This is a genomic window from Methylobacterium sp. J-118, assembly GCF_057836565.1.
The window spans coordinates 2,049,770-2,075,619 of sequence record NZ_JBYQFA010000001.1; the positions used below are offsets into that span (position 1 = coordinate 2,049,770).

At 72.6% G+C, this 25,850-nt stretch carries 18 protein-coding genes; 5 read left to right on the forward strand and 13 right to left on the reverse strand.

Annotation, left to right across the window (positions count from 1 at the left end; translation table 11 throughout):
* Positions 1-281: 281 nt before the first annotated feature.
* Complete coding sequence (locus AC3IF3_RS09965; protein ID WP_243968929.1) at positions 282-1,274, forward strand: hydroxyacid dehydrogenase; 993 nt, start codon at positions 282-284, stop codon at positions 1,272-1,274.
* 476 nt (positions 1,275-1,750) lie between these two features.
* On the opposite strand, the gene AC3IF3_RS09970 is transcribed toward AC3IF3_RS09965, so the two are convergent.
* Both AC3IF3_RS09970 and AC3IF3_RS09975 read right to left on the reverse strand, forming a co-directional pair.
* Entirely contained in the window at positions 1,751-2,113 is a 363-nt protein-coding gene (locus AC3IF3_RS09970) for a cupredoxin domain-containing protein (protein ID WP_243968931.1), read from the reverse strand.
* 143 nt (positions 2,114-2,256) lie between these two features.
* On the reverse strand, positions 2,257-3,243 hold the full coding sequence (locus AC3IF3_RS09975) for a LysR family transcriptional regulator (RefSeq protein WP_243968934.1): 987 nt from the start codon (positions 3,241-3,243) through the stop codon (positions 2,257-2,259).
* 101 nt (positions 3,244-3,344) lie between these two features.
* On the opposite strand from AC3IF3_RS09975, the gene AC3IF3_RS09980 reads away from it, so the two are divergent.
* Positions 3,345-3,953, forward strand: a complete 609-nt coding sequence (locus AC3IF3_RS09980; RefSeq protein WP_243968936.1) for a YceI family protein — start codon at positions 3,345-3,347, stop codon at positions 3,951-3,953.
* A gap of 48 nt (positions 3,954-4,001) precedes the next feature.
* Here the strand turns inward: AC3IF3_RS09980 and AC3IF3_RS09985 are convergent, their stop codons facing one another.
* The 5 genes from AC3IF3_RS09985 to AC3IF3_RS10005 all read right to left on the reverse strand — a co-directional run bounded on the left by AC3IF3_RS09985 (position 4,002) and on the right by AC3IF3_RS10005 (position 13,581).
* Positions 4,002-8,918, reverse strand: a complete 4,917-nt coding sequence (locus AC3IF3_RS09985) for a S8 family serine peptidase (RefSeq protein WP_489228576.1) — start codon at positions 8,916-8,918, stop codon at positions 4,002-4,004.
* Between the two features lie 646 nt (positions 8,919-9,564).
* Entirely contained in the window at positions 9,565-10,146 is a 582-nt protein-coding gene (locus AC3IF3_RS09990) for a GNAT family N-acetyltransferase (RefSeq protein ID WP_243968938.1), read from the reverse strand.
* Positions 10,146-12,491 carry an Orn/Lys/Arg family decarboxylase gene (locus AC3IF3_RS09995; RefSeq protein WP_489228577.1) on the reverse strand — a complete coding sequence of 782 codons (2,346 nt, stop codon included), beginning with the start codon at positions 12,489-12,491 and terminating at the stop codon, positions 10,146-10,148. The genes AC3IF3_RS09990 and AC3IF3_RS09995 overlap by 1 nt, the downstream gene beginning before the upstream one ends.
* Before the next feature lie 93 nt (positions 12,492-12,584).
* Positions 12,585-12,791 carry a hypothetical protein gene (locus tag AC3IF3_RS10000; RefSeq protein ID WP_243968942.1) on the reverse strand — a complete coding sequence of 69 codons (207 nt, stop codon included), beginning with the start codon at positions 12,789-12,791 and terminating at the stop codon, positions 12,585-12,587.
* Positions 12,792-12,858: 67 nt separating this feature from the next.
* Positions 12,859-13,581, reverse strand: a complete 723-nt coding sequence (locus tag AC3IF3_RS10005) for a spermidine synthase (protein WP_243968944.1) — start codon at positions 13,579-13,581, stop codon at positions 12,859-12,861.
* Positions 13,582-13,806: 225 nt separating this feature from the next.
* Between AC3IF3_RS10005 and AC3IF3_RS10010 the strand changes: the two genes are divergently transcribed.
* On the forward strand, positions 13,807-14,058 hold the full coding sequence (locus AC3IF3_RS10010; protein ID WP_243968946.1) for a hypothetical protein: 252 nt from the start codon (positions 13,807-13,809) through the stop codon (positions 14,056-14,058).
* A 27-nt stretch (positions 14,059-14,085) separates the two neighbouring features.
* On the opposite strand, the gene AC3IF3_RS10015 is transcribed toward AC3IF3_RS10010, so the two are convergent.
* The 3 genes from AC3IF3_RS10015 to AC3IF3_RS10025 form a co-directional block, all read right to left on the reverse strand.
* Positions 14,086-14,541 carry an SRPBCC family protein gene (locus AC3IF3_RS10015; RefSeq protein ID WP_489228578.1) on the reverse strand — a complete coding sequence of 152 codons (456 nt, stop codon included), beginning with the start codon at positions 14,539-14,541 and terminating at the stop codon, positions 14,086-14,088.
* Between the two features lie 92 nt (positions 14,542-14,633).
* On the reverse strand, positions 14,634-14,939 hold the full coding sequence (locus AC3IF3_RS10020) for a hypothetical protein (protein ID WP_243968949.1): 306 nt from the start codon (positions 14,937-14,939) through the stop codon (positions 14,634-14,636).
* Positions 14,940-14,954: 15 nt separating this feature from the next.
* Positions 14,955-16,217, reverse strand: a complete 1,263-nt coding sequence (locus AC3IF3_RS10025; protein WP_489231270.1) for an allantoate amidohydrolase — start codon at positions 16,215-16,217, stop codon at positions 14,955-14,957.
* A 350-nt stretch (positions 16,218-16,567) separates the two neighbouring features.
* Here AC3IF3_RS10025 and AC3IF3_RS10030 point away from each other — a divergent pair, with 350 nt between their 5' ends.
* Positions 16,568-17,119, forward strand: coding sequence for a PAS domain-containing protein (locus tag AC3IF3_RS10030; protein WP_489228579.1), 552 nt, complete (start codon positions 16,568-16,570; stop codon positions 17,117-17,119).
* A 48-nt stretch (positions 17,120-17,167) separates the two neighbouring features.
* Here the strand turns inward: AC3IF3_RS10030 and AC3IF3_RS10035 are convergent, their stop codons facing one another.
* Both AC3IF3_RS10035 and AC3IF3_RS10040 read right to left on the reverse strand, forming a co-directional pair.
* A complete protein-coding gene (locus tag AC3IF3_RS10035) occupies positions 17,168-17,602 on the reverse strand; it encodes a GlcG/HbpS family heme-binding protein (protein ID WP_489215616.1) in 435 nt (144 codons plus the stop codon).
* A gap of 64 nt (positions 17,603-17,666) precedes the next feature.
* The gene (locus AC3IF3_RS10040) at positions 17,667-20,960 is read right to left on the reverse strand and encodes a DEAD/DEAH box helicase (RefSeq protein ID WP_489228580.1); all 3,294 of its coding nucleotides are present in this window, start codon (positions 20,958-20,960) and stop codon (positions 17,667-17,669) included.
* Between the two features lie 339 nt (positions 20,961-21,299).
* Between AC3IF3_RS10040 and AC3IF3_RS10045 the strand changes: the two genes are divergently transcribed.
* The gene (locus AC3IF3_RS10045; RefSeq protein WP_489228582.1) at positions 21,300-24,092 is read left to right on the forward strand and encodes a PAS domain-containing protein; all 2,793 of its coding nucleotides are present in this window, start codon (positions 21,300-21,302) and stop codon (positions 24,090-24,092) included.
* A 715-nt stretch (positions 24,093-24,807) separates the two neighbouring features.
* Here AC3IF3_RS10045 and AC3IF3_RS10050 read toward each other — a convergent pair.
* Positions 24,808-25,812 carry a DUF2891 domain-containing protein gene (locus AC3IF3_RS10050; RefSeq protein WP_489228584.1) on the reverse strand — a complete coding sequence of 335 codons (1,005 nt, stop codon included), beginning with the start codon at positions 25,810-25,812 and terminating at the stop codon, positions 24,808-24,810.
* Positions 25,813-25,850: the final 38 nt, after the last annotated feature.

Below are 25,850 nucleotides of genomic sequence, written 5' to 3' on the forward strand. Positions count from 1 at the left end.
GTCGACGGGTGTGGCGGTCCGGAACCGTCACGCGCCCTCCCCCCTCCGCGGGGAGGGAGACGCGCGGATCGGACCGGGCTTCCCCTCCGAGAGGATCGCGGTGCTCCCGGCCTCTCGCGTCCGGCCCCGCGCCCCGCGGATGGGTTTGCCCCGTCGGCGCGCGGCGGCTCGGAGATCCACTGCCATCGAACCGGTTGCCACCCCGGCGCGGAGCGCCCAAGACGCGCGCGGCAAACGACTTGCCGTCCCCCGCTCGCCCGTCCGCAGAGGCTGCCTCTCCCGTGATCACCGGTCCCTGCCTCATCGTTCAGCCGATCCACGCGGCGGGCCTCGACCGGCTGCGCGCGGCCGGGCTGGAGCCGCGCCCGGCCGGCGGCACCGACGCCGAGAGCCTGGCCCGCGACGTCGCCGGCTGCGTCGCCGTCATCACCCGCAACACCGGTTTCCCGGCCCAGGCCATCGCGGCGGCGCCGGACCTGCGGGTGATCGGCGTGCACGGGACCGGCACCGACCACGTGGCCAAGGCGGCGGCGACCGAGGCGGGAATCGTGGTGGTCAACACGCCCGGGGCCAACGCCGTCTCGGTGGCCGAGCAGACGCTGGCGCTGATCTTCGCCCTGGCGAAAGCCCTGCCCGCCGCCGACCGGTCGGTCCGGCGGGGCGACGACAGCTTCAAGTTCACCACCCGGCTGATCGAGCTCGCCGGGCTGACGCTCGGCCTGATCGGCTTCGGGGCGATCGGTCAGGCGACCGCCCGGCTCGGCGCCGCTCTGGGCCTGCGGGTGCTGGCCTACGGGCCGAGCCGCCCGGAGACCGATTTCACCGAGGCCGGCGCCCTGCGCACCGCCTCGGTCGACGCCCTCCTGGCGGAGGCCGACATCGTCTCGCTGCACCTGCCGCTGACCCAGGGCACCCGCGGCCTGATCGGCCGGGACCAGCTCGCCCGGATGAAGCGGGGCGCGTTCCTGATCAACACCAGCCGCGGCGGGCTCATCGACGAGGCCGCCCTGGTGGAGGCCCTGGAGGCCGGCACGATCGCGGGGGCGGGGCTCGACGTCTTCGCGCAGGAGCCGCTGCCGTCCGGCCATCCCCTGGCCCGCCAGGAGCGCGCGATCCTGACGCCCCATGTCGGCGGCTCCACCGAGGCGGCCCTGATCCGCACCGCCGAGACCGCCGCGGGCCGCGTCGTCGACGTCCTGGCCGGCCGGCAGCCGGGCGGGCTGGTCAATCCGGAGGTCTGGCCGCACCGGCGCGGGCCGTCAGGCGCGCGATGAACGCGGGACCGGGACGGCCACGGCCCGGAACACCAACCGGCCCGTCCTGCTGCACCGCAGCGGACACCGTCGGAGAGGGCGCGGCCCGGAGCACGGCCCGCGTACCGGACGTTCCGATGCCGATCCCGCGGACGGCCGCAGTGCCATGCGATGAAGACATGGGTTATGGCTATAGCTCCGCCACCTATGCATGCCTGAACGGCCTTGAGACCGTTGCGTGCCGCAATGCGATATCCTATCTGTGCGTTGCGGGATGGCGATGGCGTCGCGATCCCGTTGCCCTTCTTGGGCGTTTCCTCCCTAGACTTCGGGCCGCTCCTTCGGGAGTGGCCTTTTTTCTGTCGGTAGGTTGTCTGTCCGGCATGGCCGCGGCGGCGGATCCGACCTGCACGGAACCGCGCGATCTCGCGGTGCCGCGGGCGGTGGGGCCGGCGGCGCGGCGTCGACGCCCCGGTTTTCCCGTCGGGACCCGGCGCCTACTCGACGTGGAGGGTCAGCTTCATCTTCGGGTGAATGCCGCACTGGATCACGAAATCCCCCGGCTCGGCCAGCGTCAGCCGCGTCTCGGTGCCGGGCTCCTGGTCGCCGGCATCGAACGCGAACCGGTCCGCCTCGATGAAGGCGTGGTGGGTCAGGCTCTCGTCGCCGTTGCGCAGGGTGACCGTGTCGCCCCGGCGCAGGTACAGGTCGGTGGGCAGGTACTGGCGCCCCTTCTGCAGCACGATCCGGGCCCCGCTCGACAGCGTCGCCCGGGCCGTCTCCAGCGCGGCCCCCGACCCGACCAGCGCGAGCGTCCCGATGAGGAGAAGGGAGCGCAGGCTCCTGCTGCGAGGGGGCATGACGGCGTCCACACGGGTTCGACGCGTCCCGGACCACCGGGATCGGTCGCCGGGCGGTCCAGGATCTGCTGCACCGCATCGTGGCCGAGGCCCCTCACCGGATCGATAAGCAGCGCGTTAGAATTTTATCGATCTGGCAATATCTACGATCGATCTACTGCAACCATCTGAATTTCAACTGTATTCGCCTCTAAATCCTCAGCCTCGTGCGCACCGTCGCGGGCCGCCAGCGCGTCGCGCACATGCGCGCGGAACACCTGGACCCGGGCCGGCAACACGCGCCCGGCCAGCGTGACGGCGCGCAGGGCCGCGCCGCGGGTCGCCCAGGGCGCCAGCACGCGCTGGAGCTGGCCCGACTCCACCGCCCGGGCGGCGACCAGGGTGGGAAGATGGCCGATCCCGGCCCCCGCCAGGGTCAGCCGGTGCGCGGTCGCGAAGTCGCTGACCCGGATCGCCGGGGTCACCGACAGGGGCTCGGTGCGGCCCCTGCCGTCGGTCAGGGCCAGCGCCGCCGCACCGAATCGCTCGCGGGCGAGGATCAGGTCGTGGTCGCGCAGCGCGGTGACGGTCGCCGGGGCCGGCCGCCGCCGCAGGTAGGCCGGGGCGGCGTAGAGGCCCACCGCCAGGGTCGCCAGGACCGCGGCGTGGTAGCCGGTCTCCTCGGCGCCGCCGAGCCGCAGGGCGAGGTCGATCCGGTTGGCCGCCAGGTCGAGGCGCGCGTCGGTGTTCAGCATCTCCACGGTGATCTGCGGATAGGCGGTCCGGAAGCTCGCGACGATCTCGGGCATCACCTCGATGCCGAAATCGATGGAGGTGGTGATCCGCAGGTGCCCGGCCGGCACCGTCTGCGCATCGCGGACGGTCTCGGCGGCCTCGTCGAGGAGCGCCAGGCTCTCCTGCGCCTTGGCGTAGAAGGCGAGCCCCTCCGCGGTCGGCGAGACGGCCCGCGAGGTGCGCGCCATCAGCCGGGCGCCGAGCGCCCGCTCCAGGCGGGAGACCCGCCGGCTGACGCTGCCCTTCGTCTGCCGCAGGCTCGCCGCGGCGGCCGTGACCGTGCCGAGATCGACGACCGCGCAGAAGGCGCGCACGTCGTCGAGTCCGCCCCGGAAGGTTTCCGTTCTCGCAACCATGGGGTTCCGGATAGCAGGCTCAACCGTGGCCGTGAACGGCGCTACAGGAGCCCTGCGGCGTGCCGAATCGGCCCGTACCGCCGCGCCCATGGGAGTTTGCAGTGAAGTCGCTTCTCGCCTCCGGCCTTCTGGCCCTCCTCGTCGCCGACCCGGCCCTGGCCCAGACCCCCGCGACCCGCGATCCGGCCCAGGTCCAGGCCGGCGCCTACGTGGCCGATCCCGACCACACCCAGGTCGGCTGGCGGGTCTCCCATATGGGCTTCTCGAACTATGCCGGCGGCTTCTCGGACGTGTCCGGCACCCTCGACCTGCAGCCGAAGGACCTGACGGCCGCCAAGCTCTCGATCAGGATCCCGGTCGCCTCGGTGGCCACCACCAGCGCCAAGCTCACCGCCGAGCTGAAGGGCGACCAATGGCTCGACGCGGCCAAGTTCCCCGACATCACCTTCGTCTCGACCAAGGTCGCCCCCGAGGGCAAGGACAGGGCGAAGGTGACCGGCAACCTCACGTTCCACGGCGTGACCAAGCCGGTGACGCTCGACGTCACCCTGGTCGGGGCCGGCGTCAACCCGCTGAGCAAGAAGGTCACGGTCGGCTTCGACGCCACCGGCACGCTCAAGCGCTCCGCGTTCGGGGTGACGACCTACGAGCCGCTAATCGGCGACGACCTGCACCTCACCATCGCGGGCGCCTTCGAGCGCCGGGACTGACCGGACCGGTACGGGCCGTGCCGGGAGATCGGTACGGCCCGCGCCCGTTCAGAACCTGTACGTGAAGGAGCCCTGTGCGGCGTGGTCCTGGGCACGGGCGCCGATCTGGCCGGTGTAGGACAGGCCCAGCGAGGCGGCGGGGGAGATCAGCACCGCCAGGCCGGCCTCGGCGACCAGCGCGTCGCGGTCGATCGGCAGGCCGGCGCTCACGAACCGGGCGCCGGTGCCCCGGAACGCCAGCGCCGCCGCGGGAACCCCGTCGCCGAAGGTCCGCCGGTAGCCGGCCAGCGCGTGCACCGACACCGGCAGCGCCGCCTCCGGATCGAGCCGGGCCTCGGCGCGCAGGCCCGCGGTCGCCGTCGGCAGCAGGCTCCCGCGTGCCGCCCCCGTCAGCGCGGCCGCCCCGCCCTGCTCGGCGAAGCGGTCGCGGCCCAGCGCCACCGCGCCGGCGCCCACGAACGGCTCCAGCGCCGCCCCGGCGCCGAGCGCGATCCGGTAGCCGGCCTCGCCGAAGCCCTGGACGCTGCGCCCGCCGGTGCGGGCGGTCGGCGTGTCGGTCAGGCCGGGGAACGCCACCACCCGCCGCAGCCGCGCCGGCTCGTCCGCCGCCAGCGCCCCGAACCGCAGCACCGCCGGGCCCGCCCCGAGGCTGCCGTAGACGCCCCCGAACGTGCTCGCCAGCGTCCCGGTCTGGACCTGGCCGGGGCTGGCGAAGCTGGTCTCGACATGGCCCCCGACCGCCCCCAGCCGCAGGCCCTCGGAGCCCAGCCCCTCGGCGCCCAGCCCGTCCAGGCGGGCGTCGATCCCGATCACGAAGCCCGCGCTCTGGCGCGACAGCCCGGCGGCGTTGCCGTCGGCCCGGGCGTGGCCGAGGCTGCCCAGGCCCTGGCCCCACAGGTTCACCGGCTCCGGTTGCGCGCGCCGCACCGGGACCACCCCCGGCGCCGGCGACCCGGGCCGGTCGGCCGCGTCGGTCGCCGGCAGGCTGCCGTACTCCCGCGCCGCCGGGGCGCCGTCCCAGCGCAGCCGGTCGAGCACCGCCTCGCGCACCAGCCCGGCCCCGGCGAAGGCGGTCGCGGCCAGGCTGGCATGGCCGTCCCCCGACAGGGCCGCGAACGCCGCCCGGGCCTGGGGCGCCGACAGCACCGCCACCGCGTCGTAGAGGACCGAGCCGACCGCCCCGGCCTGAACCGCCCCGGCGGCCGCGCGCTGGTCGCGGGTCCGCGCCACCGCGGCGAAGTCCAGGTCGTTGCGCGCCAGCGTCAGGACGACCGCGTCCGGGGCGTAGGCCAGGAACGGGGTCAGGAACGCGAAGGTGCTCGACACCCCGGCGAACCGGCCCTGCACGCCGCCGGCGGCACTCAGGATCGTGTAGCGCGTGCGCGGCGCGTAGAGCCCGGTGCCGGCCACCGCCTCGACCCGGGCGCCCGCCACCGTGGCGGTGCCGCCGACCGCGACCCGGTCGGAGCGGCCGTCCGGGGTGGCGTCGACCCGGTAGACCGATCCCGGCGCCAGGGTCAGGCTGCCGGCGACGGCGATCCGGCCGAGCGCCCCCGGCCCGGCCCCCGGGGCGAGGGTGCTGCCCGCGCCCAGGGCGAGGCTGCCGAACCAGCCCGCGCCGGTGAGCCGGCTGCCGGCGCCGAGCGACACGGCGGCGTTGGGCAGGCCGCCGGTGACGGCGAGTTCGCCGCCGCGCACGCTGACCGGGCCGGAGAGGCTGTTGGCGCCCGTGAGCGTCAGGGTGCCGGCGCCGAGCTTGGTCAGGCTGGTCGGGCCGGCGCCGTCGACGATCTGCCCGGCGTAGCCGGTCGAGCTGCCGTCGGTGCCGACCGTGAGCTGGCCGTTGCCGAGGGTCGCGGCCGCCGTCGTGCCGGTGAGCGCGCCGACGGTGAGCGCGGTGCCGCCGAGGTCGAACGCGCCGTCGTTGGTCAGCCGGGTGAGGCCGGCGGTCGGGCCCGTGAGCGCGACCATCGCCCCCGGGGCGTTGGCGACCGGCCCGGCGAGCACGCCCGCGGCCTGGACGAAGCCGGTATTGGTCAGCCCGCCGGTGAGGCTGCCGGTGGTGACCAGGGTGCCGGCGTTGGCGAAGGGCGCCGAGACGGTGGCGAACGTGCCGGTGTTGACGAGCGTCGCCCCGGCGGCGTTGACGGCGTCGGCCGTGTAGGCGCCGGCATTGACCAGGCGGCCGGTGTTGACGAGGTCGTCGACGACGCTGCCCTGGGCGGCGACGGTGAGCAGCCCGGCATTGGCGATGCGCCCGGCCAGGAGGCGGCCGCCCTCCGCGACCGCGACGGTGCCGGCATTGTCGAGCCCCCCGGCGAGGCCGTAGCGGCCGGTGACGGTCAGGCTGGCCTGGGCGGCGTTGGGGAAGCCGGCATCGGAGGAGACCGGCCCGGTGACGGCGACTTGCCCGGCGTTGCGGATCGGCCCGTTGCCGGTCGTGCCGCCGGCCCCGATCTGGAGGGTCCCGGCCGCGATGGTGGTGCCGCCGGTATAGGTGTTGGCCCCGGCGAGCGTCAGGGTGCCGGCCCCGGCCTTGGTCAGGCCGCCGGCGCCGTCGAGCGTGCCGGCGAAGGTGGTGGAGCTGTCGTCGCCGCCGGCGGTGAGGCGGGCGGATCCGAGGGCGACGCGGCCCTGCCCGGCGAGCGAGCCGACGGTCTCGGCGTCGGCCAGCGCCAGGGTCGCGCCGGACGCGACCGTGACGGCGCTGCGATCGCCGATCGCCTGGCCGCCGCGGGCCAGGAGGGTCCCGGCCGCCACGGTGGTGGCGCCCGTGTAGGTGTTGGTGCCGGCGAGCGTGAGGGTGCCGGCCCCGAGCTTGGCCAGCCCGCCCGATCCGGCGAGCGCCTGGGCGAGGGTGAAGCCGTTGGCCGGGTCGGCGATATCGAGGCCGCCGCCGTTCCGGCCCCAGGTGATCGGCCGCGCCGTGGCGGTGAAGCCGGTGCCGGTGATCTGGAGGACGCCGCCGTCGAAGGTCAGGGGCGCCCCGGCGGCGCCGAGATTGGCCTCGCGCGACACCGACAGGGTCCCGCCCGCCACGGTCGTGCCGCCGGAATAGCTGTTGGTCCCGGCCAGCGTCAGCGTGCCCGCGCCCAGCTTGATCAGGCTGCCCCGGGTCGGGATGCCGGCGAAGGCGGCGATGCGGGTGGTCTCGACCTGCACCTCGGTCTGCCACGCGGCGGCGATGCCGGCGGCGATCTGGGTGTATTGGGCGCCGTTCGGGTCCGCGAGGTAGCTGGCCAGCTGGTTGCCGATGGCGGCGCGGGTGTTGCCCGAGAGATTGGTGAACGGCCAGTAAGGCCAGTAACTCCGCGCATTGAGGAACGCGGCCAGGACCCTGCTGCCGACGGGGTCGGCGTCGTTTGCGGTCACGGATGCGAGGAAGGCGGCCTGGCTTCGGCTGCGCAGCGCCGTGACGACGGCGTCGAGGGTGGCGCGGGTCGCCGGGAGGGCGGCCTGCAGTGCGGCGAGATTCAGCTTCGGGTCCTGGGCGGCCTTGCGGGTCGCCCAGGCGGCCTCGGCGTCGGTCTCCTGCTTGCGCTGGACCAGGGCGTCCTCGGAGATGGCGTTGGACCAGGTGTCGTTCGTGCCGTCCGGGAGGTTGGCCGCGACGGGGCCGAGGAACTGTCCCGGTCCCCGCATGGCCTTGGCGAGGTCGATCACGCCCCAGCCCCAGACGGCGTTGGGGGCATTCGGGTTGGCGTCGGGCGTGCCCTGGACGGCATCCCGGTGATAGGCGGTGGTCAGCAGGACGTCCCGGGCCTGCTCGTTGGTCATGTACGGATAGCGCTGCAGGATCACGGCCAGCGCCCCCGTGGCATGCGGCGCCGCCATCGACGTGCCGTTGATCGTCGCGTAGCCGGTCTGGTTGCCCGGATCGATGTGCCAGCTCTTCGGATCCCAGGCGTCGCCTGTTGACCAATGCGCCGCCGTACTGGTGATCGCACTGCCGGGAGCGGCGATATACCAATATTTACTGGATCCCGCCCTTACAGAATATTGATCGAGTACGACGCTGCCAGGATCGGACTGACCATTGTCGCCTTTCCGGGTCGCTCCGACGGCAACCCAATTCCGCTCGATGTCGGGCCGAAAGTAAGGAAGGACGGCTCGAATATCTGGGTTGCTGCTGCGTGTGTTTCCTGCGGCAAACACCAAAATGGTATCATACTGCTTGGCGACTTCATCGAGGGCATCAAAATAGGTTTTCTTGCCGAGAAACTTGGCGTAGGAACTCCTCAATCCCGACAGGCTGTTATAGTCGTCCGAAGGCGGTGCGTTGCCCCAGGATGTGTTGATCACCCGTGCGCCAGCCGCGGAGACGCTGGCATAGGCATTCTTAAAGTAGGCGTAATCAGCATTGGCGCCATAGGTCATCTTGTCGGTCGACTGCGTGTTGGCGACATAGACATTGGCGTTGAACGCCACGCCGTGCATGCCGTCGCCATCCCGGGAGGCCGCGATCGTCCCGGTCACGTGTGTTCCGTGCGAATCGTTATAGGCGCCGTTATATGGCCCAGGGACAGAATAAGAATCGCCTTTCTTAAAGTAACTTGGTTGCGGAGACCGATTAATCGGGTTCCCAAACCAATCCATGAAATAAAATCCGTCCGACCCGAAGGTTCCGGTGATCGACACCGGCTTGACGCGGCCGTCGGCGAATTCCGAATGAGACTGGAAAAAGCCTGAATCGACGACGCCGACCGTGACGCCGAGGCCGGTATAGCCGGCCGCATAGGCATCGGCAGCGTGTATCGCCTCCAGGCCCCAATCGACCTGGTATTCCTTCGTGCGCCAGCTCGCTGGGTCGGTGGCGGCCAGGCTCTGCGCCAGGGCGTGGTGCGAGATCGATGCGCTCAGGGCCGCCAAGCCGAAGCTCGACCGTCGCAGGGCGGTCGTAATCGATCGACGCCGATTGGTTTCAGCAGGTGTGCCGTTTCGGAATCCAGTCTGTACGCGCATCATGAAGCACCTGAAAATCTGTCGATAGCGATGCAACACCGTGCTTTTCCCACCGTGATCGAGGTAGATCCGGGCGATCGGGAAGGCATTCGCCTAAAACGACGGAGATTAGGTGGAATAAAATGCCAAATCGCAAGCCACCGCCTACGATCATTACACGATCGTATCATGAAATAGGAAATTTTACAGATTTTGTACGATATTAAAATTCCGACCGCCGGTCTCGTAATGGGCAGCCGACTATATTCTTGAGTGGCGTGATTTGGGCGCGTCTTCGCCCGCCAGCCTTCGGGAGGTCATGGGGTGGTTCCCGCCGAGGACGCGGTTTTCCTCTCAGGCCGTGATTGAAATGTCACAATGACCGGCTGGACGCGGCCGGGATCGGCAAGCCCCCCGAAACGACTGTCGGTTCGGCGCCAATGCCGGTCGCCTCAGGGTTTGAGGCGGCCCCCGATGTGCTGTCACCGGATGGGATGCGGATCACGCGCAGGGCACCGGCACGGCCCCGTCGCAAGGGGCAGCGGTAGCGGAACGGACGGGTTCGTCCGATGCCCAGACATCGCCGGGTCGGGCGGATGGGGACGGCGTGCAGTCGGCGCCTGTTTTATCGGCAGGCCGAGCGTGGTGGCGCGCCCGCCGGGTCTACGCCCTACGCCCCGGGCCGGTCCTCGGATCCCGTGCCGAGCGCCCGCTGAACCATCACGCTGTCCGACCAGTGGCCGTACTTGAACGCCACCGCCCGCAGATAGCCCGCCTGGACGAAGCCGCAGGCCTCGTGGAGGCGCAGGGAGGCGGCGTTCTCGGCGTCGATGTAGCCGATCATCTGGCGGTAGCCGCCGGCCGCGCAGGCCTCGATCAGGGCCGGCAGGAGGCGGCGCCCGATCCCGGCATGCAGGTGGTCGGGATGCACGTAGATCGAGTGCTTGAGGGTGTAGCGGTAGGCCGGGCGCTTCCGGAACGGCACCGCGTAGGCGTAGCCCGCGACCTGGCCGGCGCGCTCGGCCACGAGGTGGGGCAGGCGCTTCTTGCGCATGGTCTTGCGCCGCCGCTTCAGATCGTCGGGGAGCAGGCGGTCCTCCTCGGCGACGCCGACATCGCTCACGCCCTTGCTGATGTGGTGCTCGTAGATCGCCACCATCGCCTCGACATCGGCGTCCGAGGAGGCGCGGATGACGATGTCCGGGCAGGGTTGCGCGACCGGCGGGCCGGGGGTCTCGACCTCGATCTCCATTAGGCGCCCTCTCGGACCACGTAGGTGTGAAAGCGGATCCGCCCGTCCGGGTCGACCTCCCGGTAGACGCCCTGGATCTCGGCCTCGAAGCCCGGGAACAGGTTGGCGGAGGCCTCGAACATCTTGAAATAGTCGAGCATCGGCTTGGCCCGCTCGTCCAGCCGCTCGCCGGGCAGGATCGTGCCGATGCCCGGGGGGTAGACCAGCATCAGGGTGGTGGCGATCCGCCCCTCGGCCTCGGCGATCGGCACGTAATCGACCTTGTTGCGGGTCAGCATCTGGGCGGCGCGCTTGGGCGCCATCACCATCTCGGGCAGGTGCTCGGGGGCGAATTGGCGCCGCTGCAGCGCCGAGGTGCCGGCCTCCCGGTGGAAGGCGTGGAACTCGCCGCAGAGCTCGCGCAGGCGCACCCCGCGGTAGCGGTTCGGCCGGCGCGCCACGAATTCGGGCATGGCCTCCTCCAGCGGGACGTTGTCGTCGTGGAGCCGCTTGAAGGCGACGAGGCCCGAGATCAGCGTGCCGGCCTTGGAGGATTCGACCCCCGGGGTCAGCAGGAAGAGCAGCGAGTTCAGGTCGTTCTTCTCGGCGACGATCCGGTTCTCACGCAGGTACTGGGCCACGATCGGCGCCGGCACGCCGTGATCGGCATAGGCGCCGGTCTTCCGGTCGAAGCCCGGGGTCAGCACGGTGAGCTTGTTCGGGTCGGTGATGGCGTAGCCCGGGGCCACGTGGGTGAAGCCGTGCCAGCGCGCGCCCGGCTTCAGCTCCCAGTGCCGGGGGGTGGCGGCGAGTTCGTCGGTCGCCACGCTCTCCCAGGGCACCTCGGCCCCGTCGGCGTTCACGGTCACGTCCGGCACGAACGGGTCGAAGAACCAGCGCCGGGCCGGGTCGCGCTCGTGCTCCTCGAATTCCCGACGGATCGCCCGGACCTTCTTGCGCCACTCGATCCCCAGCCGGATCGTGTCGTCCCACAGGATCATGCCCGAGCGCCCCTTCATCATCTGGGCGCCGACATCGAGGGAGGCGAAGAGCGGGTAGAACGGCGAGGTCGAGGCGTGGACCAGAAAACTCTCGTTGAGCCGCTTGTGCTCGACCCGCCGTGTCTGACCGCGGATATGCCCGTCCCGCGTGTGGATCTGCGAGGCCTGGGAGAAGCTCGCGACTTGCTTGTGGGTCGATTGCGTGGCGACGATGCCCGGCGAGGTCTCGTCGAGGCCGGTCAGCCCCATGGCGAAGCGCCTTGCGTAGAGCGGGTGGAACTTCATGAAGCCCGCCCAGGCCTCGTCGAACAGGATGTAGTCGCAGAGGTGGCCGATCTTCTCCAGGATCACCTGCGCGTCGTAGATCGTGCCGTCGTAGGTGCATTGCTCGATCACCGCGACCCGGAACGGCCGCTCCCGGCGCCAGGCCTCCGGGTCGGTCACCAGCGGGTTGCGGCGGATCTTCTCGCGGATACGCGTCTCGTCCAGGGCCTCATGATAGATCGGACCGATCAAGCCGTAGGCGTTCCGGTCCGTTTCCAAAAAAATCGGGATGCCGCCGCCGAGGAACAGGGCGCCGTGATGGGCCGCCTTGTGGTTGTTGCGGTCGAACAGGACCAGGTCGTCCTCGGCCACCAGGGAGGACAGCACGATCTTGTTGGAGGCCGAGGTACCGTTGAGGACGAAGTAGGTCTTCTCCGCCCCGAAGATCTTGGCGGCCTCCTTCTGGGCCTTGAGCGCCGGACCCTCGTGGGTCAGCAGATCGCCGAGATCGAGCACCGAATTGTCGAGGTCGTCGCGAAAGATCGCCTCGCCGAGATGCTCGACGAAGATCCGGCCGATCGGCGACCGGTTGTAGAAAATGCCGCCGTTGTGGCCCGGGCAGGTCCAGAGCTGGTTGCCCTTCTCGGCATAGTCGACCAGCGCGCCGAAGAACGGCGTCTTCAGGGTCTGGGCGTATTGCGTGACCCGGCTGACCAGGCCGCGGGCGATGAATTCGGGGGTCTCTTCCGCCAGGAAGATGTAGCCGTCGATGAAGTCGAGCAATTCGACCGGGATGTCCTCCAGCCGCTTGCGGCGGACCATGATGACGATCGGCATCTCCAGGCCGCGCTTGCGCATCATGTCGATCAGGGCGGCGGCCTTGCCGTCGAGGCCGCGCTTGCCCCAGTCGACCACGAGGCAGCCCACCGCCGCGTCGGTCTGCACGGCGATGGCCGCGTCCTCGACCCGCCGGGCGCGCACCACCTCGAACCCGCGATGCTCGACCGCCGCCACGATCTGGGCGACGCGCGCGCCCTCTAGGTCGTCCGGATCGAAGGCCGGGGCGCACATCAGGACCGTGAAGCGACGGTGGAAGTCCATGGAGCCCTCTCTGCCTCGGCTGCAGCGAGTGCCTTTCTGGCCCGTCTGCGACGATTGGATGACAGCGCCCGGGCCGGGACGCGCGCGGGGGTGTCAGGCGCTCCCCGACCGCCCGTCATGCCCGATCAGCCGCTCGACTTCGGCCAGGGCGACGGCGCGGGCGGCGTGCTCGGAGGCGTGCGGGCGGTACGACCCCCGGACCAGCTTGCCGCGGTCGCGGATCGCCCAGGTGAAGCGGCCCGGATCGTGCCGGCTCGGCCTGACCTCGACCGTGTAGAGAGGCCCGTCATTCGCACCCATGGGGGGAATGTGCGGAACCTCGCGGTGCCGGGATAGGGGGTGCGACCGTGAGCGGCAGCGCGCCGGATCAGCGGGTTTTCTCCGGCCGGCCGGGGACGGCCGGAGCCCCCGGCGCCGCGCCCCGCGTCCCGAGCCAGACCACGTGCTTGGGACCGCTGCCGCGGCCGCTGGCATGGACGCGCCGCTCGTCCACGTCGAAGCCGGAGCGCTGCATCCGGCTCTTGAATTTCCGGTCCGGGGCCCCCGACCAGACCCCCAGGATGCCCCCCGGCCGCAGCGCCCAATGGGCCCGCTTGAGGCCCCAGCTGTCGTAGAGCCGGTCGTTGGAGCGGCGCATCAGGCCCTCCGGGCCGTTGTCGACGTCGAGCAGGATCGCGTCGTAGCGCGCCGGCGCCGCCTGGATCAGGCGGTTCACGTCGGCCTCCTGCAGGTCGACCCGGGGATCGTCCAGGCAGCCGGCGAAGACGTGGGCCAGCGGGCCCCGGGCCCAGGCGATCACCGCCGGCACCAGCTCGGCCACCACCACCCGCGCCTCGGGGCCGAGATTCTCCAGGGCCGCCCGCAGGGTGAAGCCCATGCCGAGGCCGCCGATCAGGATCCGGGCCCGGGGCCGGTCCGCCAGCCGCGCGCAGGTCAGCGCCGCGAGCGCCACCTCGGAGCCGCTGCGGCGGTTGTTCATCAGCTCGATCGTGTCGGCCAGGATCGCGAACTCCTCGCCGCGCCGCATCAGGCGCAGGTCGGTGCCGCCGCCGGGCACGGATCCGGTATCGAGATGAACCCAGGGTATCACGGACGGCGTCCTCGGTTGGCTTGGGGGCCGGCCCGGATCGGGGCCGGGATTCCGGTTTTCTGGGCCGCGCCGTCCCGAACCGAAGGCCGGCGGCCTTCGTGCGGGACGACGCGGGGGATCACTGCGGATCGGCCAGGGCGCACCGGGCGCGGCATGTGCGCACCGCGCAACCCCCGCCCGCCGCTGCGGCTTGCCGCGACCGATTCCGGCGGCGTATCAGCACCTATGGCCAAGCGCATCAAGTCGAGACCGCAGGAGCGGGGCTTTGTTCTGTTCGATATCGTCTACACCGACGGCTCCCGGGCCTCGAATCGGCGGGTGCCGGTCGAGATCCTGGGCGGCCTGGACGGTGACGAGCCGGCCCGCCAGCTCATCGCCGAGCAGGAGGAGGAGATCGCCCGCAAGTCCGGGCGGCCGGGCCGCGAGATCCAGAGCCTGACCCGTTCGCCCGTGATCAAGCCCAAGCCGATCGAGTGACCGGACCGCGCCCCGGACGGGGCGCGGTCAGGCGGTCTCGGCCAGCCGGCGGGCGACCTCGTCCCGCAGGGCGGCGTTCATCTCGGCGAACCGGGCCTGCGTGCGGGCCCGCAGCCGCGGGAACAGGATGGGGGCGAGCCAGCCCGCGAAGGTTTCCGCCTGGACGAGGCCGACGCCCTGCCGGGTCTCGGTGATCCGGAAATCGTGCGTGCCGGTGATCAGCGGCGGCATCGGGATGCCGCCGCGCCAGGTCAGCCGCCGGCCGGGCTCCCAAGCGGTGACCTGCACCCGCACCGTCCGGTAGGTGCGGCCGTTCAGGGTCAGCTCCAGGCTCCAGCGCGCGCCCGCCCGCAGCGGGCCCTCCGCCCGGCGGATGAACGGGTTCCAGGCCGGGTAGGCGTCCAGGTCGGTCAGCACCGACCAGACCATCCCGGCCCGGGCCGGGATCGCGATCTCCGTGCTGCTGACCCTGCCCTCACGCATGCGTCCCTCCCGGCGCGCCGGTGCCCGTCCGGGCCCGGCTGGCATCCCGTCCTGCCCCCCGCGCAGACCGCCGCCGCGGGGACCGGCTGCGGCTAGGGCGCGCCCTCGACCACCTCCAGGGTCCGGAGGATCGCGAAGCCGATCCGCTCGGCCTCGGCCTCCGCCTCGGCGGTGGCCGGCAGCAGCGCCACGGTCTCGACGAACGGCGCGTCCTCCGGCCCGACCACGATCCGGAACACGTCGCCCTCCGCGGCCGCCCGGTCCCGGATCAGGCCGACCCGGTGGCCGGCCCCCGTGCCGAAGACGCGCAGGGGCGGCGGGTCGGCCTCGGCCTGGCCGGCCGGCGCGGGCCGGCGCACGGCCCCGAAGGCCGGGCGGATGACGTTGTCGTCGGGCATGGCGGAACCGTTCCCTCAGCTGCGCACGATCCGGGCGGTGGCCAGAACCGCGTCGGCCAGAACCTCCATCCCGGCTCCGGCCCAGGCCGGCGTGATGCTCTCGGCCTCATTGTGGCTGATGCCGCCGTGGCAGGGGCAGAACACCAGGGCCGCGGGGACCGCGCGGGCGCAATAGACGGCGTCGTGGTAGATCGCCGTCGGCATGCGCGTCCAGGCATGGCCCCGCGCCTCGGCGGCCGCCTGGACCCGGTCGACCAGAACCGGATCGAAGGCGGTCGGCGGTGCGCGCCAGAACTCCGCGACGCGGATCGTCACGCCGCGCTCCGCCGCCAGCGCGTCGGCCCGGGCCAGGATCCGCGCCCGCATCGCTTCGAGCTGCGCCGTGTCGCCGTGGCGCGTGTCGAGGCTGAACCAGACCCGGCCCGGGGTGATGTTGCGGCTCGAAGGCTCCGCGGTCAGCACCCCCACGGTGGCCCGGCCGCGCTCGCCGCCCTCGCCGACCGCGTCGTGGGCGATCGCTTCGAGCGACGCGATCAGTGCCGCCGCGGCCATCATGGCGTCGCGGCGCCCGGCCATGGGGCTGCCGGCATGGGCCTCCTCGCCCAAAACGGTGATCTCGTACCAGATCTGGGCCAGCGCCCGGTCGACCACCCCGATGGTCAGGCCCGCATCCTCCAGGCACTTGCCCTGCTCGATATGCAGCTCGAAATAGGCGCCGAGCCCGCGCAGGGCCGCGGGATCCGCCGCGCCCTGCCAGCCGATCCGCCGGAGCTCGTCGCCGAAGACGGCGCCGGCGAGGTCCCGGGTCGCCATCACGTCGGCCTCCGGGACGATGCCCATGGCGACGCCGCTGCCGCTCATGGGCGGCGCGAAGCGCGCGCCCTCCTCGTTGCACCAGTTGATCAGCAGGAGCGGCGCCTCGGTCTCGATCCCGGCCTCGTGCAGGGCGCGCATGATCTCCAGGCCTGCGAGCACGCCGAGCGGCCCGTCGAACTTGCCCCCGGTGGGCTGCGTGTCGAGGTGGCTGCCGATGGCCACGGGGGCCGCGTCCGGATCCCGCCCGGGCCGGCGGAAGATCATGTTGCCGATCCTGTCCACGGTGAGGGTCAGCCCCACCGCCTCGCCCCAGCGCCGGAACAGGGCGCGGCCCTCGGCGTCGCGGTCGGTCAGGGTCTGGCGATCGTTGCCGCCGTTGGGCAGCGCCCCGATCCGGGCGAGTTCCATGAGGCTGTCCCAGAGCCGATCCTGCGAGAGCGGGAGGTTGGTGCGATCCACGATGCGATGCCCCTTTGCGGAAGGCACGAGGTTAGGCCGCGATCGGGATCCGCACCAGGGACGCGGCGGCCCCGGAATCCGGCCCCGGGCATCGACCCGCCGCACGCCCCGGCGTATCGCTGGAACAGTCGACCGCCTCGGCCGATCCGGATCTTCCGATGTCCTGACAGGTCCCGCAATTTCCGGAATCGGATCGAAAGTTGATTCATGTAGTATTTCGTGACACCGTGTTCGGTACCTCGAAAGGTCTGCTGCGCCTGCCGTGTCCGGACATTGACGTCACAGACCGCCGGTCGGATGGTTGCTCGAACCGCGGAGCGATCGTCGGCCGAATGCGGGTTTGAGGAGTTCCGATGCTTCTGGCTTCCACGACAGCCACGGCCCTGCAGGCCGCGGGGTTCGTCGGCACTTGGGATACGGATGTCGCCGCCAGCCGATCCGTGCTCGACCGGGGCGCCGCATCCCTGCTCGCGGGCGATTCCGAGCTGGCGGGCAAGCCCGTGCCCCTCGCCGTGGCCCTCGGGCGGATCCATCCGGAGGATCGCGCCTGGGTCTTCGATACGATCCGGAACCTCCGGCGGACGGGCGGACCGGTCTCCCTCGAGTTCCGCATCCTGACCGGGGCGGGCGAGACCCGCTGGATCCTCAACCGGGGTCTGCTGGCACCCGACGAGACCGGCAACCTGCACGGGCGCGGCGCCTATATCGACATCACCGACCTGCACGGCGCGTCGGCGCCGCGGCGGGAGGGCCGTCCGGCGCCGCTGGAGCATCTCGACGCGGCGGCCGATCATTGCATGGTTGTCCATACCGCCCTGGGGCACCACGGCGACGCCGCCCTGCACCTGCTCTCGGGGATGCTGCTGCTCGGCATCGGCCGCGCCCTGGCGCGGCGCGCCTCCTGAGCCCCCGTCCCCGGCGCGGCGGCCGCCCGCTGGGACGAGGCCGTCGGCTCAGGTCCGCCAGGGATGGGCCGGCAATTCGGTGCGGCCGATGGCCTTGGCGCCGGCCTCCGCGACCGTGTGGTCGTTCTCCACGGTGGAGCCGCTGACGCCGATCGCCCCCGACATCACGCCCTCGGCATCGACGATCGGGATCCCGCCCGGGAAGGTGATCAGCCCGTCGTTCGAGTGCTCGATTCCATAGAGCGGGCCGCCGGGCTGCGACAGCTGGCCGATCTGGCCGGTCATCATGCCGAAGAACACCGACGTTTTGGCCTTCTTCTGGGCGATGTCGATGGAGCCGACCCAGGCGTCGTCCATGCGGTGGAACGCCTTCAGGTTGCCACCGGAATCGACCACCGCGATGCACATCTGGGTGCCGAGTTCCACCGCCTTCGCCCGGGCGGCGGCGATGGCGCGGTCGGCCTGCTCAATCGTGACATGCATGGGACATTCCCTCTCGCGTTGCCTGCGCGACCGCCTGTGACCCTTTGAAGCGTCCGGCGCAAGCTCAGCCGGCCCGCTCCCGAGCGGCGCGGACGCGGTCGAGGAGGTCGGCCGCCAGGGCCGCGCAGGCAGCCGCATCGGGACAGGGCCGCTTCCAGACGACGCGGCCCTCGCGCAGGACGATCCCGTCCGCCACCGCCATCGCGGCGAGCGGACGGTCCGGCCTCAGATCGGCCGCGACGCCCTGCGGCCCGCCCCGGAGCCGGGCTACGCCGAGCTCACAGCAGGCCGCGCGCAGCCGCGCGAGATCGAACAGGGCGAGCATCGGCGCCGGCGGCGCCCCGAACCGGTCCTCGACCTCGCCGGCCAGCGCCTCGATCGCCTCGGCCTCACGCAGGCGCAGGAGGCGCGTGTAGAGGCTCAGGCGGATCTCAGGCTCCGGCACGTAATCCTCGGGGATCCGGCTCGGAAGCCCGAGCTCGATCTCCGGGCTCCAATCCTCGGCGCGGCCGCCCTTGGCGGCGGTCAGCGCCAGTTGCAGCAGGTGCTGGTAGAGGCCGAGCCCGACCAGCTTGGCGTGGCCGGCCTGGTCCTCGCCGACGAGGTCGCCGGCGCCGCGCAGGTCCAGGTCCCGGGCGCTGACCGCGAAGCCGGCGCCGAGCCGGTCCAGGGCCTCCAGGGCGCGCAGGCGCTGCAGGGCTGCCGGCGGGGGCGGCGCGGCCGGGTCGCTGAGCAGGTGGACGACGCCGCGCCGCTGGCCGCGGCCGACCCGGCCGCGCAGCTGGTGGAGCTGCGCCAGGCCGAACCGGGCGGCCTCCCAGACCAGCATGGTGTTGGCCCGGGGCACGTCGAGCCCGCTCTCCACGATGGCGGTGGCCAGCAGGATGTCGCCGTCCCCGTCGGCGAAGCGGACCATAACCTCGTCCATGGCCGCGGGCTTCAGGTCCCCGTGCGCCACCAGCACGTCGAGGCCAGGCACGAGGCCGCGCAGGTGCTCGGCCATGGGGGTGATGTCCTCGATGCGCGGGCAGACCACGAAGCTCTGGCCGCCCCGCCGGTGCTCGCGGATCAGGGCCTCGCGGACCGCCTCGGCGTCGAAGGGCGCCACCACGGTCCGGACCGGCTGGCGGAGCGCCGGGGGCGTGGCCAGCACGCTGAGGCTCTGGAGCCCGACCAGGGCCGCCTGGAGGGTGCGCGGGATCGGCGTGGCGGTGAGCGTCAGCACGTGGCCGCCCGCCGAGAGGCGGCGCAGGTCGGCCTTCATCCGGGCGCCGAAGCGCTGCTCCTCGTCGATCACCGTCAGGCCGAGATCGGCGAAGCGCACGCTGCTGCCGGCCAGCGCATGGGTGCCGACCACGAGCCGGATCGTGCCGTCGGCGAGCCCCGCCTTGACCCGCCGGGCCTCGGCCGGGGCCACGAGGCGCGAGAGCTGCGCCACCTCCACGCCGAAGCGGCCGAAGCGGCGGCGCAGGGTCTCGGCGTGCTGGCGCGCCAGGACGGTGGTGGGGGCGATCAGCGCGGCCTGCTTTCCCGAGAAGATCGCGGCCGCCAGGGCGCGCAGGGCCACCTCGGTCTTGCCGAAGCCGACATCGCCGCAGACGAGCCGGTCCATCGGCCGGCCGGAGGCAAGATCGGCCATCAGCGCGTCGACGGCGGCGGCCTGATCCGGGGTCGGCGCGAAGCCGAAGCCGGCGGCGAAGCGCTCCATGTCCTGGGGCGGGGGCGCCAGCAGCGGCGCCTCGGTCTCCCGGCGGGCCCGGGCGGCCTCCAGCATGAGCCGGGCGGTCCGGGCCATTGTGGCCTCGGCCTCCAGCCGGCGCCGGGGCCAGGTGCCGCCGTCGAGCTTGTCCAGGGTGACCGCGTCGGGCTCCGGCCCGTAGCGCCAGATCCGGTCCGCCTGGGCCACCGGCACCATCAGGATCGCGCCGCCGGCAAAGCGCAGGCGCAGGGCCTCGGAGGGCTCGCCGCCCGGCGTGGCGACGGGCTCGAGCCCCTCGAACACGCACAGGCCGCGGTCGCGGTCGACGGCGACGTCGCCCGGGCGCAGGTCGACCTCGCCCATCGGCAGGATCGCCCGGACGCCCCCGGCCACCGCGGCCTCCGGTCCGAACAGGTCCGCGGCGGCGATCACGGTGGCGCCCTGGCCGAGCACCCGGAACCCGGCCGCCAGCGGCGCCTCCAGGGCCAGGACGTCGCCCGGTGCCGCCGCGGCGACGTCGGACCAGGCGTCGATCAGGCGGATCGGGCGCTCGGCGGTCCGGCCGGCCTGGCGCACGAGGCGCCGCAGGGGCTGGCGGGTGCCCGCCAGGACGACGATGTCGCCGGCCTTCAGCCGCGCGCGCAGCGCCTTGGCGAAGGCGGTCCCCGGCCGGCGCTCCCGGGCGAAGGACGGGAGCGTCAGCGGCTCGCCGGCGGCCTCGGTGGCGGCGAGCCGGCCCCGTTCGGCCACGATCTCCCGCCACCCTGCGGGGGTGAGGTAGAGGCCCGCCCCCGCCGTGCCCCTTCCGTCGCGGGCCTTCAACCGGCCCCGCGCCTCCTCCATCTGCTCGAAGAAGGCGTCGATCCGGGCCTCCGTGCCGTCCTCGACCACGAGGCGCGGCTCGGGCAGGTAGTCGAGGAGCGTGACGAGGCGCGGATAGTAGCGGTCCAGCCGGTGCTCCTGGCCCGTGAAGGGCTCGAAACTCTGTCCGGAGCCCGGTTCCAGGACGATCTCGGTGGCGGGATCGATCACCAGTTCGTCCGCCTCCGCCACCGAGCGCTGCGAGATCGGATCGTAGGAGCGGATCGCGGCGACGCGCCCCTCCGCGTGCTCGATCCGGCAGGGGCGCGGCGCGGCGGCGGGGAACACCTCCACGGTCCGCCCGCGGACGGCGATCTCGCCGGGCTCGTCGACCCGCTCGTCGAGGATGTAGCCGAGGCGCTTGAGGTCGGCGGTCGCCGCGGCGACGTCGAGCGGATCGCCGACCCGCAGGGTCACCCGGGCCGAGGCCCAGGTCTCCGGCGGGGGCACCCGCTGGACCAGGGCCGGCGCCGTGGTCAGCACGAAATCCGGCAGGGCGGCGCGGTCGGTCAGCCAGCGCATCACGGCGGCCCGGGCCCCCATCGTGGCCCGGGACGGCGAGGCGTGGTCGAAGGGCAGGCAGTCCCATTCCGGGAAGACCGCGACCCGGATCTCGGGGTCGAGGGCCCGGAGGGTCGCGGCGAGATCCTCCAGGCGGCGGCCGTCCCGGGCGACGTGGACCACCGGGCCGGCGCCCGCGGCGAAGCCCAGGAGTGCCACCGCCAGCGCCCCCGTGGGCATCAGCGGCGCGTCCTCGACGCCCGGCTGTGTACCCGGCTTCAACCTGCGATTGGCCATGCCCGTCCGAATCCGTGTCCTCAGCGCTGGCCAACGCGGCATGGGCCGCCGCGGCTCCCGGGCGCGGCGATCCAATCCACAGCCCTGATCCGCCCCGTCGTCGCGACCCCTCGCGGAACGGACCGGAACACGAACTCGTGATCGGCTCCCGAGCGCCGCAGGACCGGCCGGCGATGCGGCCCTGAGCGTGCAATCTGCAATTGCAGATAGCCGCCCGCCGCGCGAGCGGGCGGTCCCGGCAACCCGTCGTTGGCCCTGTCGGGGGCGCGCCGTCGCATTGAACCCCTTGGGGGGGTCGAAGGCGTAGGCTATGACGCCCCCGTGTCGCCGAACCAGACAATGCCCCGCCGGTCGGGTTTCGAGCCAGAGCATCCCCGGCGGCTGGCCGCCCTGCACGCCTACGCCATCCTCGACACGCCCCCGGAGCGCGCCTTCGACGAGATCGCCGAGATGGCCGCCCAGGCCTGCGGCACGCCGATGGCGCATATCAACTTCATCGACGCCGACCGGCAATGGATCAAGGCCGCGGTGGGCCACACGGCGCGGGTGATGCCCCTCGATCTCGGGTTCTGCACCGAGGCCATGGGCGCGGACGGCGTCCTGATCCTGCCGGACCTGGCGGCGGAGCCGGACCGCGCCGCCAACGCCCTCGTCGGCGGGCCGCCGCACCTGCGCTTCTACGCGGGCGTCGCCCTGGTGACGCCCGACGGCTGGGTCGTCGGGACCCTGTGCGTCCTCGACCAAGCGCCGCGCACGCTCACCGACCAGCAGGTCTTCGTCCTCGAGGCGCTCGCCCGGGCGGTGATGACGCAGCTCGAGTCCCGCTGCACCGAGGCCGCCCTGCGCCGGAACGAGGAGCGCTGCCGCTCGCTGTTCGCGTTCATCGATGCCGGTTTCTGCCTCGTGGAGCCGATCTTTGCGGAGGGCGGGCGCGCGGTCGATTACCGCTTCCTGGAGGTCAACGCCGCCTTCGAGCGGCAGACCGGCCTGACGGAGGTGGTCGGACGGCGGATGCGCGAACTCGTGCCCGACCACGAGCAGCGCTGGTTCGACCTCTACGGCCAGGTCGCGCGGACCGGGGAGCCGGTCCGGTTCGAGCAGCCGGCCGCGGGCCTCGGGCGCTGGTACGACGTGCACGCCTACCGGGTCGACGGGCCGATGCGGAACCGCGTCGCCATCCTGTTCAACGACATCACCGAGCGCCGCCGGAGCGAGATGGCGCTCCTGGCGCGGGAGGCCGAGCTGCGCCTCGTCGCGGACGCGATGCCGGTGCTGATCGCCTTCATCGACCGGAACCTCGTCTACCAGTTCGCCAACGCCGCCTACGAGACCTGGACGGGCCTCTCCGCCGCCGATGTCGTGGGGCGGACCGTGGCCGACCTCCTCGGTCCCGAGGCCTTCGAGGCCCGGCGCCACGCCATCGCGCGGACGCTCGCCGGGGAGGAGGCCCGGCACGAATGGACCTGGACCTTCCCCAACGGCGAGAGCCGGACCGCCGACACCCGCTACCTGCCCCGGCGCGGGCCGGACGGCGCGGTCGACGGGTTCTACGTCTTCGCGCACGACATCTCCGAGCGGAAGCGGATCGAGGAACTTCTCCGGTCGCGGGCGGAGCACCTGGAGGCGCAGGTCGCCGCGCAGACCCGGGACCGCGACCGGGTCTGGACGCTCTCGCCGGTGCTGAAGCTCGTCGCGGACCGGGACGGGCAGGTCCAGGCGGTGAACCCCTCCTGGAGCCGGGCGCTCGGCTGGTCCGAGGCGGAGACCCTGGGCCGGACCGCCCTGGATTTCGTGGCGGCCCCGGAGCGCGCGGCGGCGCAGGCCGCCCTCCGGCCGCTCTGCGAGGACCGGCGGGTCGAGGATGTAGAGCTGTCCTGCGTGACCCGTGCCGGCGACCAGCGGCGCGTGCTCTGGACCGTCGTCCCGGAGGACGGGATGTTCTACGGGTTCGGGCGCGACATCACCGAGCAGCGCCAGGCCGAGGAGGCCCTGCGGCAATCGCAGAAGCTCGAGGCGATCGGCCAGCTCACCGGCGGCGTGGCGCACGACTTCAACAACCTGCTGACGATCATCCGCTCCTCGGTCGAGTTCCTGCGCCGGCCCGAGCTCGCGGAGGAGCGCCGGCGGCGCTACCTCGACGCAGTCTCCGACACGGTCGACCGCGCGGCCAAGCTCACCGGACAGCTCCTCGCCTTCGCCCGGCGCCAGGCGCTCACGCCGCAGGTCTTCGACGTCTGCGCGCGGCTGCGCAGCATCGCCGACATGCTCGATTCGGTCACCGGCGCGCGGATCCGCGTCGCCATCGACCTGCCGGACACGCCCCGGTTCGTGCGCGCGGACGAGAGCCAGTTCGAGACGGCGCTGATCAACATGGCGGTCAACGCCCGGGACGCGATGGACGGGGAAGGCGGCCTGACCCTGCGCCTCGACGGCGACAGCCCGATGCCCGCGATCCGCGGGCATGCCGGCGCGCGGGGGCCGTTCGTGGCCGTGCGTGTCTCCGACACGGGCGCCGGCATCCCGGCCCCGGACCTGGGGCGGATCTTCGAGCCGTTCTTCACCACCAAGGAGGTCGGCAAGGGGACCGGGCTCGGCCTCAGCCAGGTGATCGGCTTCGCCAAGCAATCGGGCGGCGACATCGACGTGGCGAGCGCGCTGGGCGGCGGCACCACCTTCACCCTCTACCTGCCGCAGGTCGCGGCGCCCGCCGCGGCGGCCGAGGCCGGCCGCGACGCGCAGCGGGCACCGGCGCCGCAGCGGGGCCTGTGCATCCTGGTCGTGGAGGACAATCTCGGGGTCGGCCGCTTCTGCACGCAGATCCTGGAGGATCTGGGCCATGCCCCCGTGTGGGCGAAATCCGCCGAGGAGGCGCTGGCCGAACTCGACAGCACGCCGAACCGGTTCGACGTGGTCTTCTCGGACGTGGTCATGCCGGGCATGGGCGGCTTCGCCCTCGCGCGCCACCTGCAGGTCACCCGCCCCGACCTGCCGGTGGTGCTGACCTCCGGCTACAGTCACGTCCTGGCCACGGACGACGCGCACGGATTCGCCCTGGTGCGCAAGCCCTACTCGGCCGAGCAGCTCGCCCAGGTGCTCTACGAGACGGCCAAGCGGCGCGGCCGGCCGGACTAGGGTGCGGTCCTGGATTGACGGCCCTCGATCGGACCGCCGGCATCCCGATCGGAGCTGTTTTGGACGGCCTGCCCCCTCCGGCGAGGGCGCGCGTCCCCCTCCCCCGCAGCGGCTACCGGATTCACGCGTCTCGGGCTGACACCCCCATCTTGAAAGGAAGGCGCTTTTCCCCTCCCCCTTGCGGGGAGGGGTCAGGGGTGGGGGTGGTGCAGAACGCACCGCACCGTTCGATCCTGCACCACCTGCAACGCCGCCCCGCAAGCGCGAGCGATCCCGGGCAAGCCCGGGATCGCCAGGGGCGGAGCGCGCGTCGCCCCGTGCGGCAGGAGATGTGTGCACATCGGAGCCCGCAGAGGGGGGCGGGTGGGCGCATGGCCGTTCTGGACAGCCGGACCCGTCGGCCGGGCGAGGGATCACACCGCGAGCTGTGCATCCGCAAGCCCGCCCGGGACAGGCGCCGCTCGCCTTCTGCACCCACGGCATGACCGCGCCGCCGCCCCGTGGAGTTCCCGGAACAAGGTCCACCCGCTCGGGTTGATGCAGTGCAGCACGGCGACGGCGTCGCTGTGCGGCATGCCCTTCGTGGGCGTTTCCTCCCAAGACTTCGGACCGCTCCCTGAGGGCGGTCCTTTTTTTTGGCCTGCCGCGGTCAACGCGGCCCGCGCCGGCACGTTCTCGGAAGACGCTTATTCGTCTTGGGACGCCGAGACCCGGCTCACGCGTCGAGGGCGAGCAGGGCGAAGGTCGCGAGCCAGTGCTCGCCCATGTAGTCGCCGGTCACGTGCGGGAGCCCGGCGGCGAGGTGGACCTCCGCGGCCGCCACGAGGAGCGGCCGGCGGGGGTCGGCCGGACCGAGGGCGGCGGCGAGCGCCCGGAAGCACCAGGCGCGGCTGAGGTTCAGGCCGTCGAGATGGGCGATCTTGCCGTCGCTGCGATCGGTGACCGCGGCGGGGCGGAACAGGGTGGCGGGCCGGCCCGCGGCGAGATCGGGCAGGAACCGGTCGAACCAGGGCCGGAACCGCTCCGGCGGCAGGAGGCGGCGCATGCACTCGGCCTCGATCAGCGTGGAGGACAGGAAGTCGTCCCCGCCCGGCTCGCCCCAGGCGGGACAATCCGCATCCGCCTCGTACCAGCGCTCCGCCTTCTGCTGCAGCAGGGCCCGGAGCGCCGCATCCCCCGCCCCCTCGGCGTAGTCGGTCGCGAGCCGCAGCGCGAAGGCGGTGTTGAAATGGGTCCCGACCCGCACCGGATAGGCGGCCAGGGGCAGGAAGTCCCGGAACCGCCGGACCACGATCCCGGCGAGCGGCGCCAGGGCCTCGGACCAGCGGGGCTCCGGCAGGCGGGCGAGTTCGTCGGCGAGCTTCAGGAGCCAGCCCCAGCCGTAGGGCCGCTCGAAGCCCCGGGCGGTCGGCTGGCGGAAATAGGCGCATTCCCCCGCGACCTTCCCGGGCGTCAGCTGCGCGTCGAACCGGGCGCGGATCGCCCCGGCCTCCCGGCCGTCCGGGAACGACCGCAGGATCCGGGCGAGCAGCCAGTAGGCGTGGACGCAGGAATGCCAATCGTAGCTGCCGTGGAAGACCGGATGCAGGTCGACGGGGGTGCGGGCGTCCTCCGGCCCCGCCAGCACGTGCCCCGGCTTGTTCGGGTATGGGCGGGTGACGTGACCAAGGGCGACCGCCGCGAAGCGGGCGGCCATGTCCGGGGTGAGTGCGGGCGCCATCGCGGGGCTCCGGTTCCGAGACCTAGGATACGCCACGG

Bases quoted from the DNA above. Each gene is read 5' to 3' on its own strand.
- AC3IF3_RS10035 (WP_489215616.1), bottom strand. From the start codon at position 17,602: ATGCATGTCACGATTGAGCAGGCCGACCGCGCCATCGCCGCCGCCCGG.
- AC3IF3_RS10030 (WP_489228579.1), top strand. From the start codon at position 16,568: ATGCTTCTGGCTTCCACGACAGCCACGGCCCTGCAGGCCGCGGGGTTC.
- AC3IF3_RS10020 (WP_243968949.1), bottom strand. From the start codon at position 14,939: ATGCCCGACGACAACGTCATCCGCCCGGCCTTCGGGGCCGTGCGCCGG.
- AC3IF3_RS10045 (WP_489228582.1), top strand. From the start codon at position 21,300: ATGCCCCGCCGGTCGGGTTTCGAGCCAGAGCATCCCCGGCGGCTGGCC.
- AC3IF3_RS10050 (WP_489228584.1), bottom strand. From the start codon at position 25,812: ATGGCGCCCGCACTCACCCCGGACATGGCCGCCCGCTTCGCGGCGGTC.
- AC3IF3_RS09985 (WP_489228576.1), bottom strand. From the start codon at position 8,918: ATGATGCGCGTACAGACTGGATTCCGAAACGGCACACCTGCTGAAACC.
- AC3IF3_RS10040 (WP_489228580.1), bottom strand. From the start codon at position 20,960: ATGGCCAATCGCAGGTTGAAGCCGGGTACACAGCCGGGCGTCGAGGAC.
- AC3IF3_RS09970 (WP_243968931.1), bottom strand. From the start codon at position 2,113: ATGCCCCCTCGCAGCAGGAGCCTGCGCTCCCTTCTCCTCATCGGGACG.
- AC3IF3_RS10000 (WP_243968942.1), bottom strand. From the start codon at position 12,791: ATGGGTGCGAATGACGGGCCTCTCTACACGGTCGAGGTCAGGCCGAGC.
- AC3IF3_RS09990 (WP_243968938.1), bottom strand. From the start codon at position 10,146: ATGGAGATCGAGGTCGAGACCCCCGGCCCGCCGGTCGCGCAACCCTGC.
- AC3IF3_RS09975 (WP_243968934.1), bottom strand. From the start codon at position 3,243: ATGGTTGCGAGAACGGAAACCTTCCGGGGCGGACTCGACGACGTGCGC.
- AC3IF3_RS09995 (WP_489228577.1), bottom strand. From the start codon at position 12,491: ATGGACTTCCACCGTCGCTTCACGGTCCTGATGTGCGCCCCGGCCTTC.
- AC3IF3_RS10010 (WP_243968946.1), top strand. From the start codon at position 13,807: ATGGCCAAGCGCATCAAGTCGAGACCGCAGGAGCGGGGCTTTGTTCTG.
- AC3IF3_RS10015 (WP_489228578.1), bottom strand. From the start codon at position 14,541: ATGCGTGAGGGCAGGGTCAGCAGCACGGAGATCGCGATCCCGGCCCGG.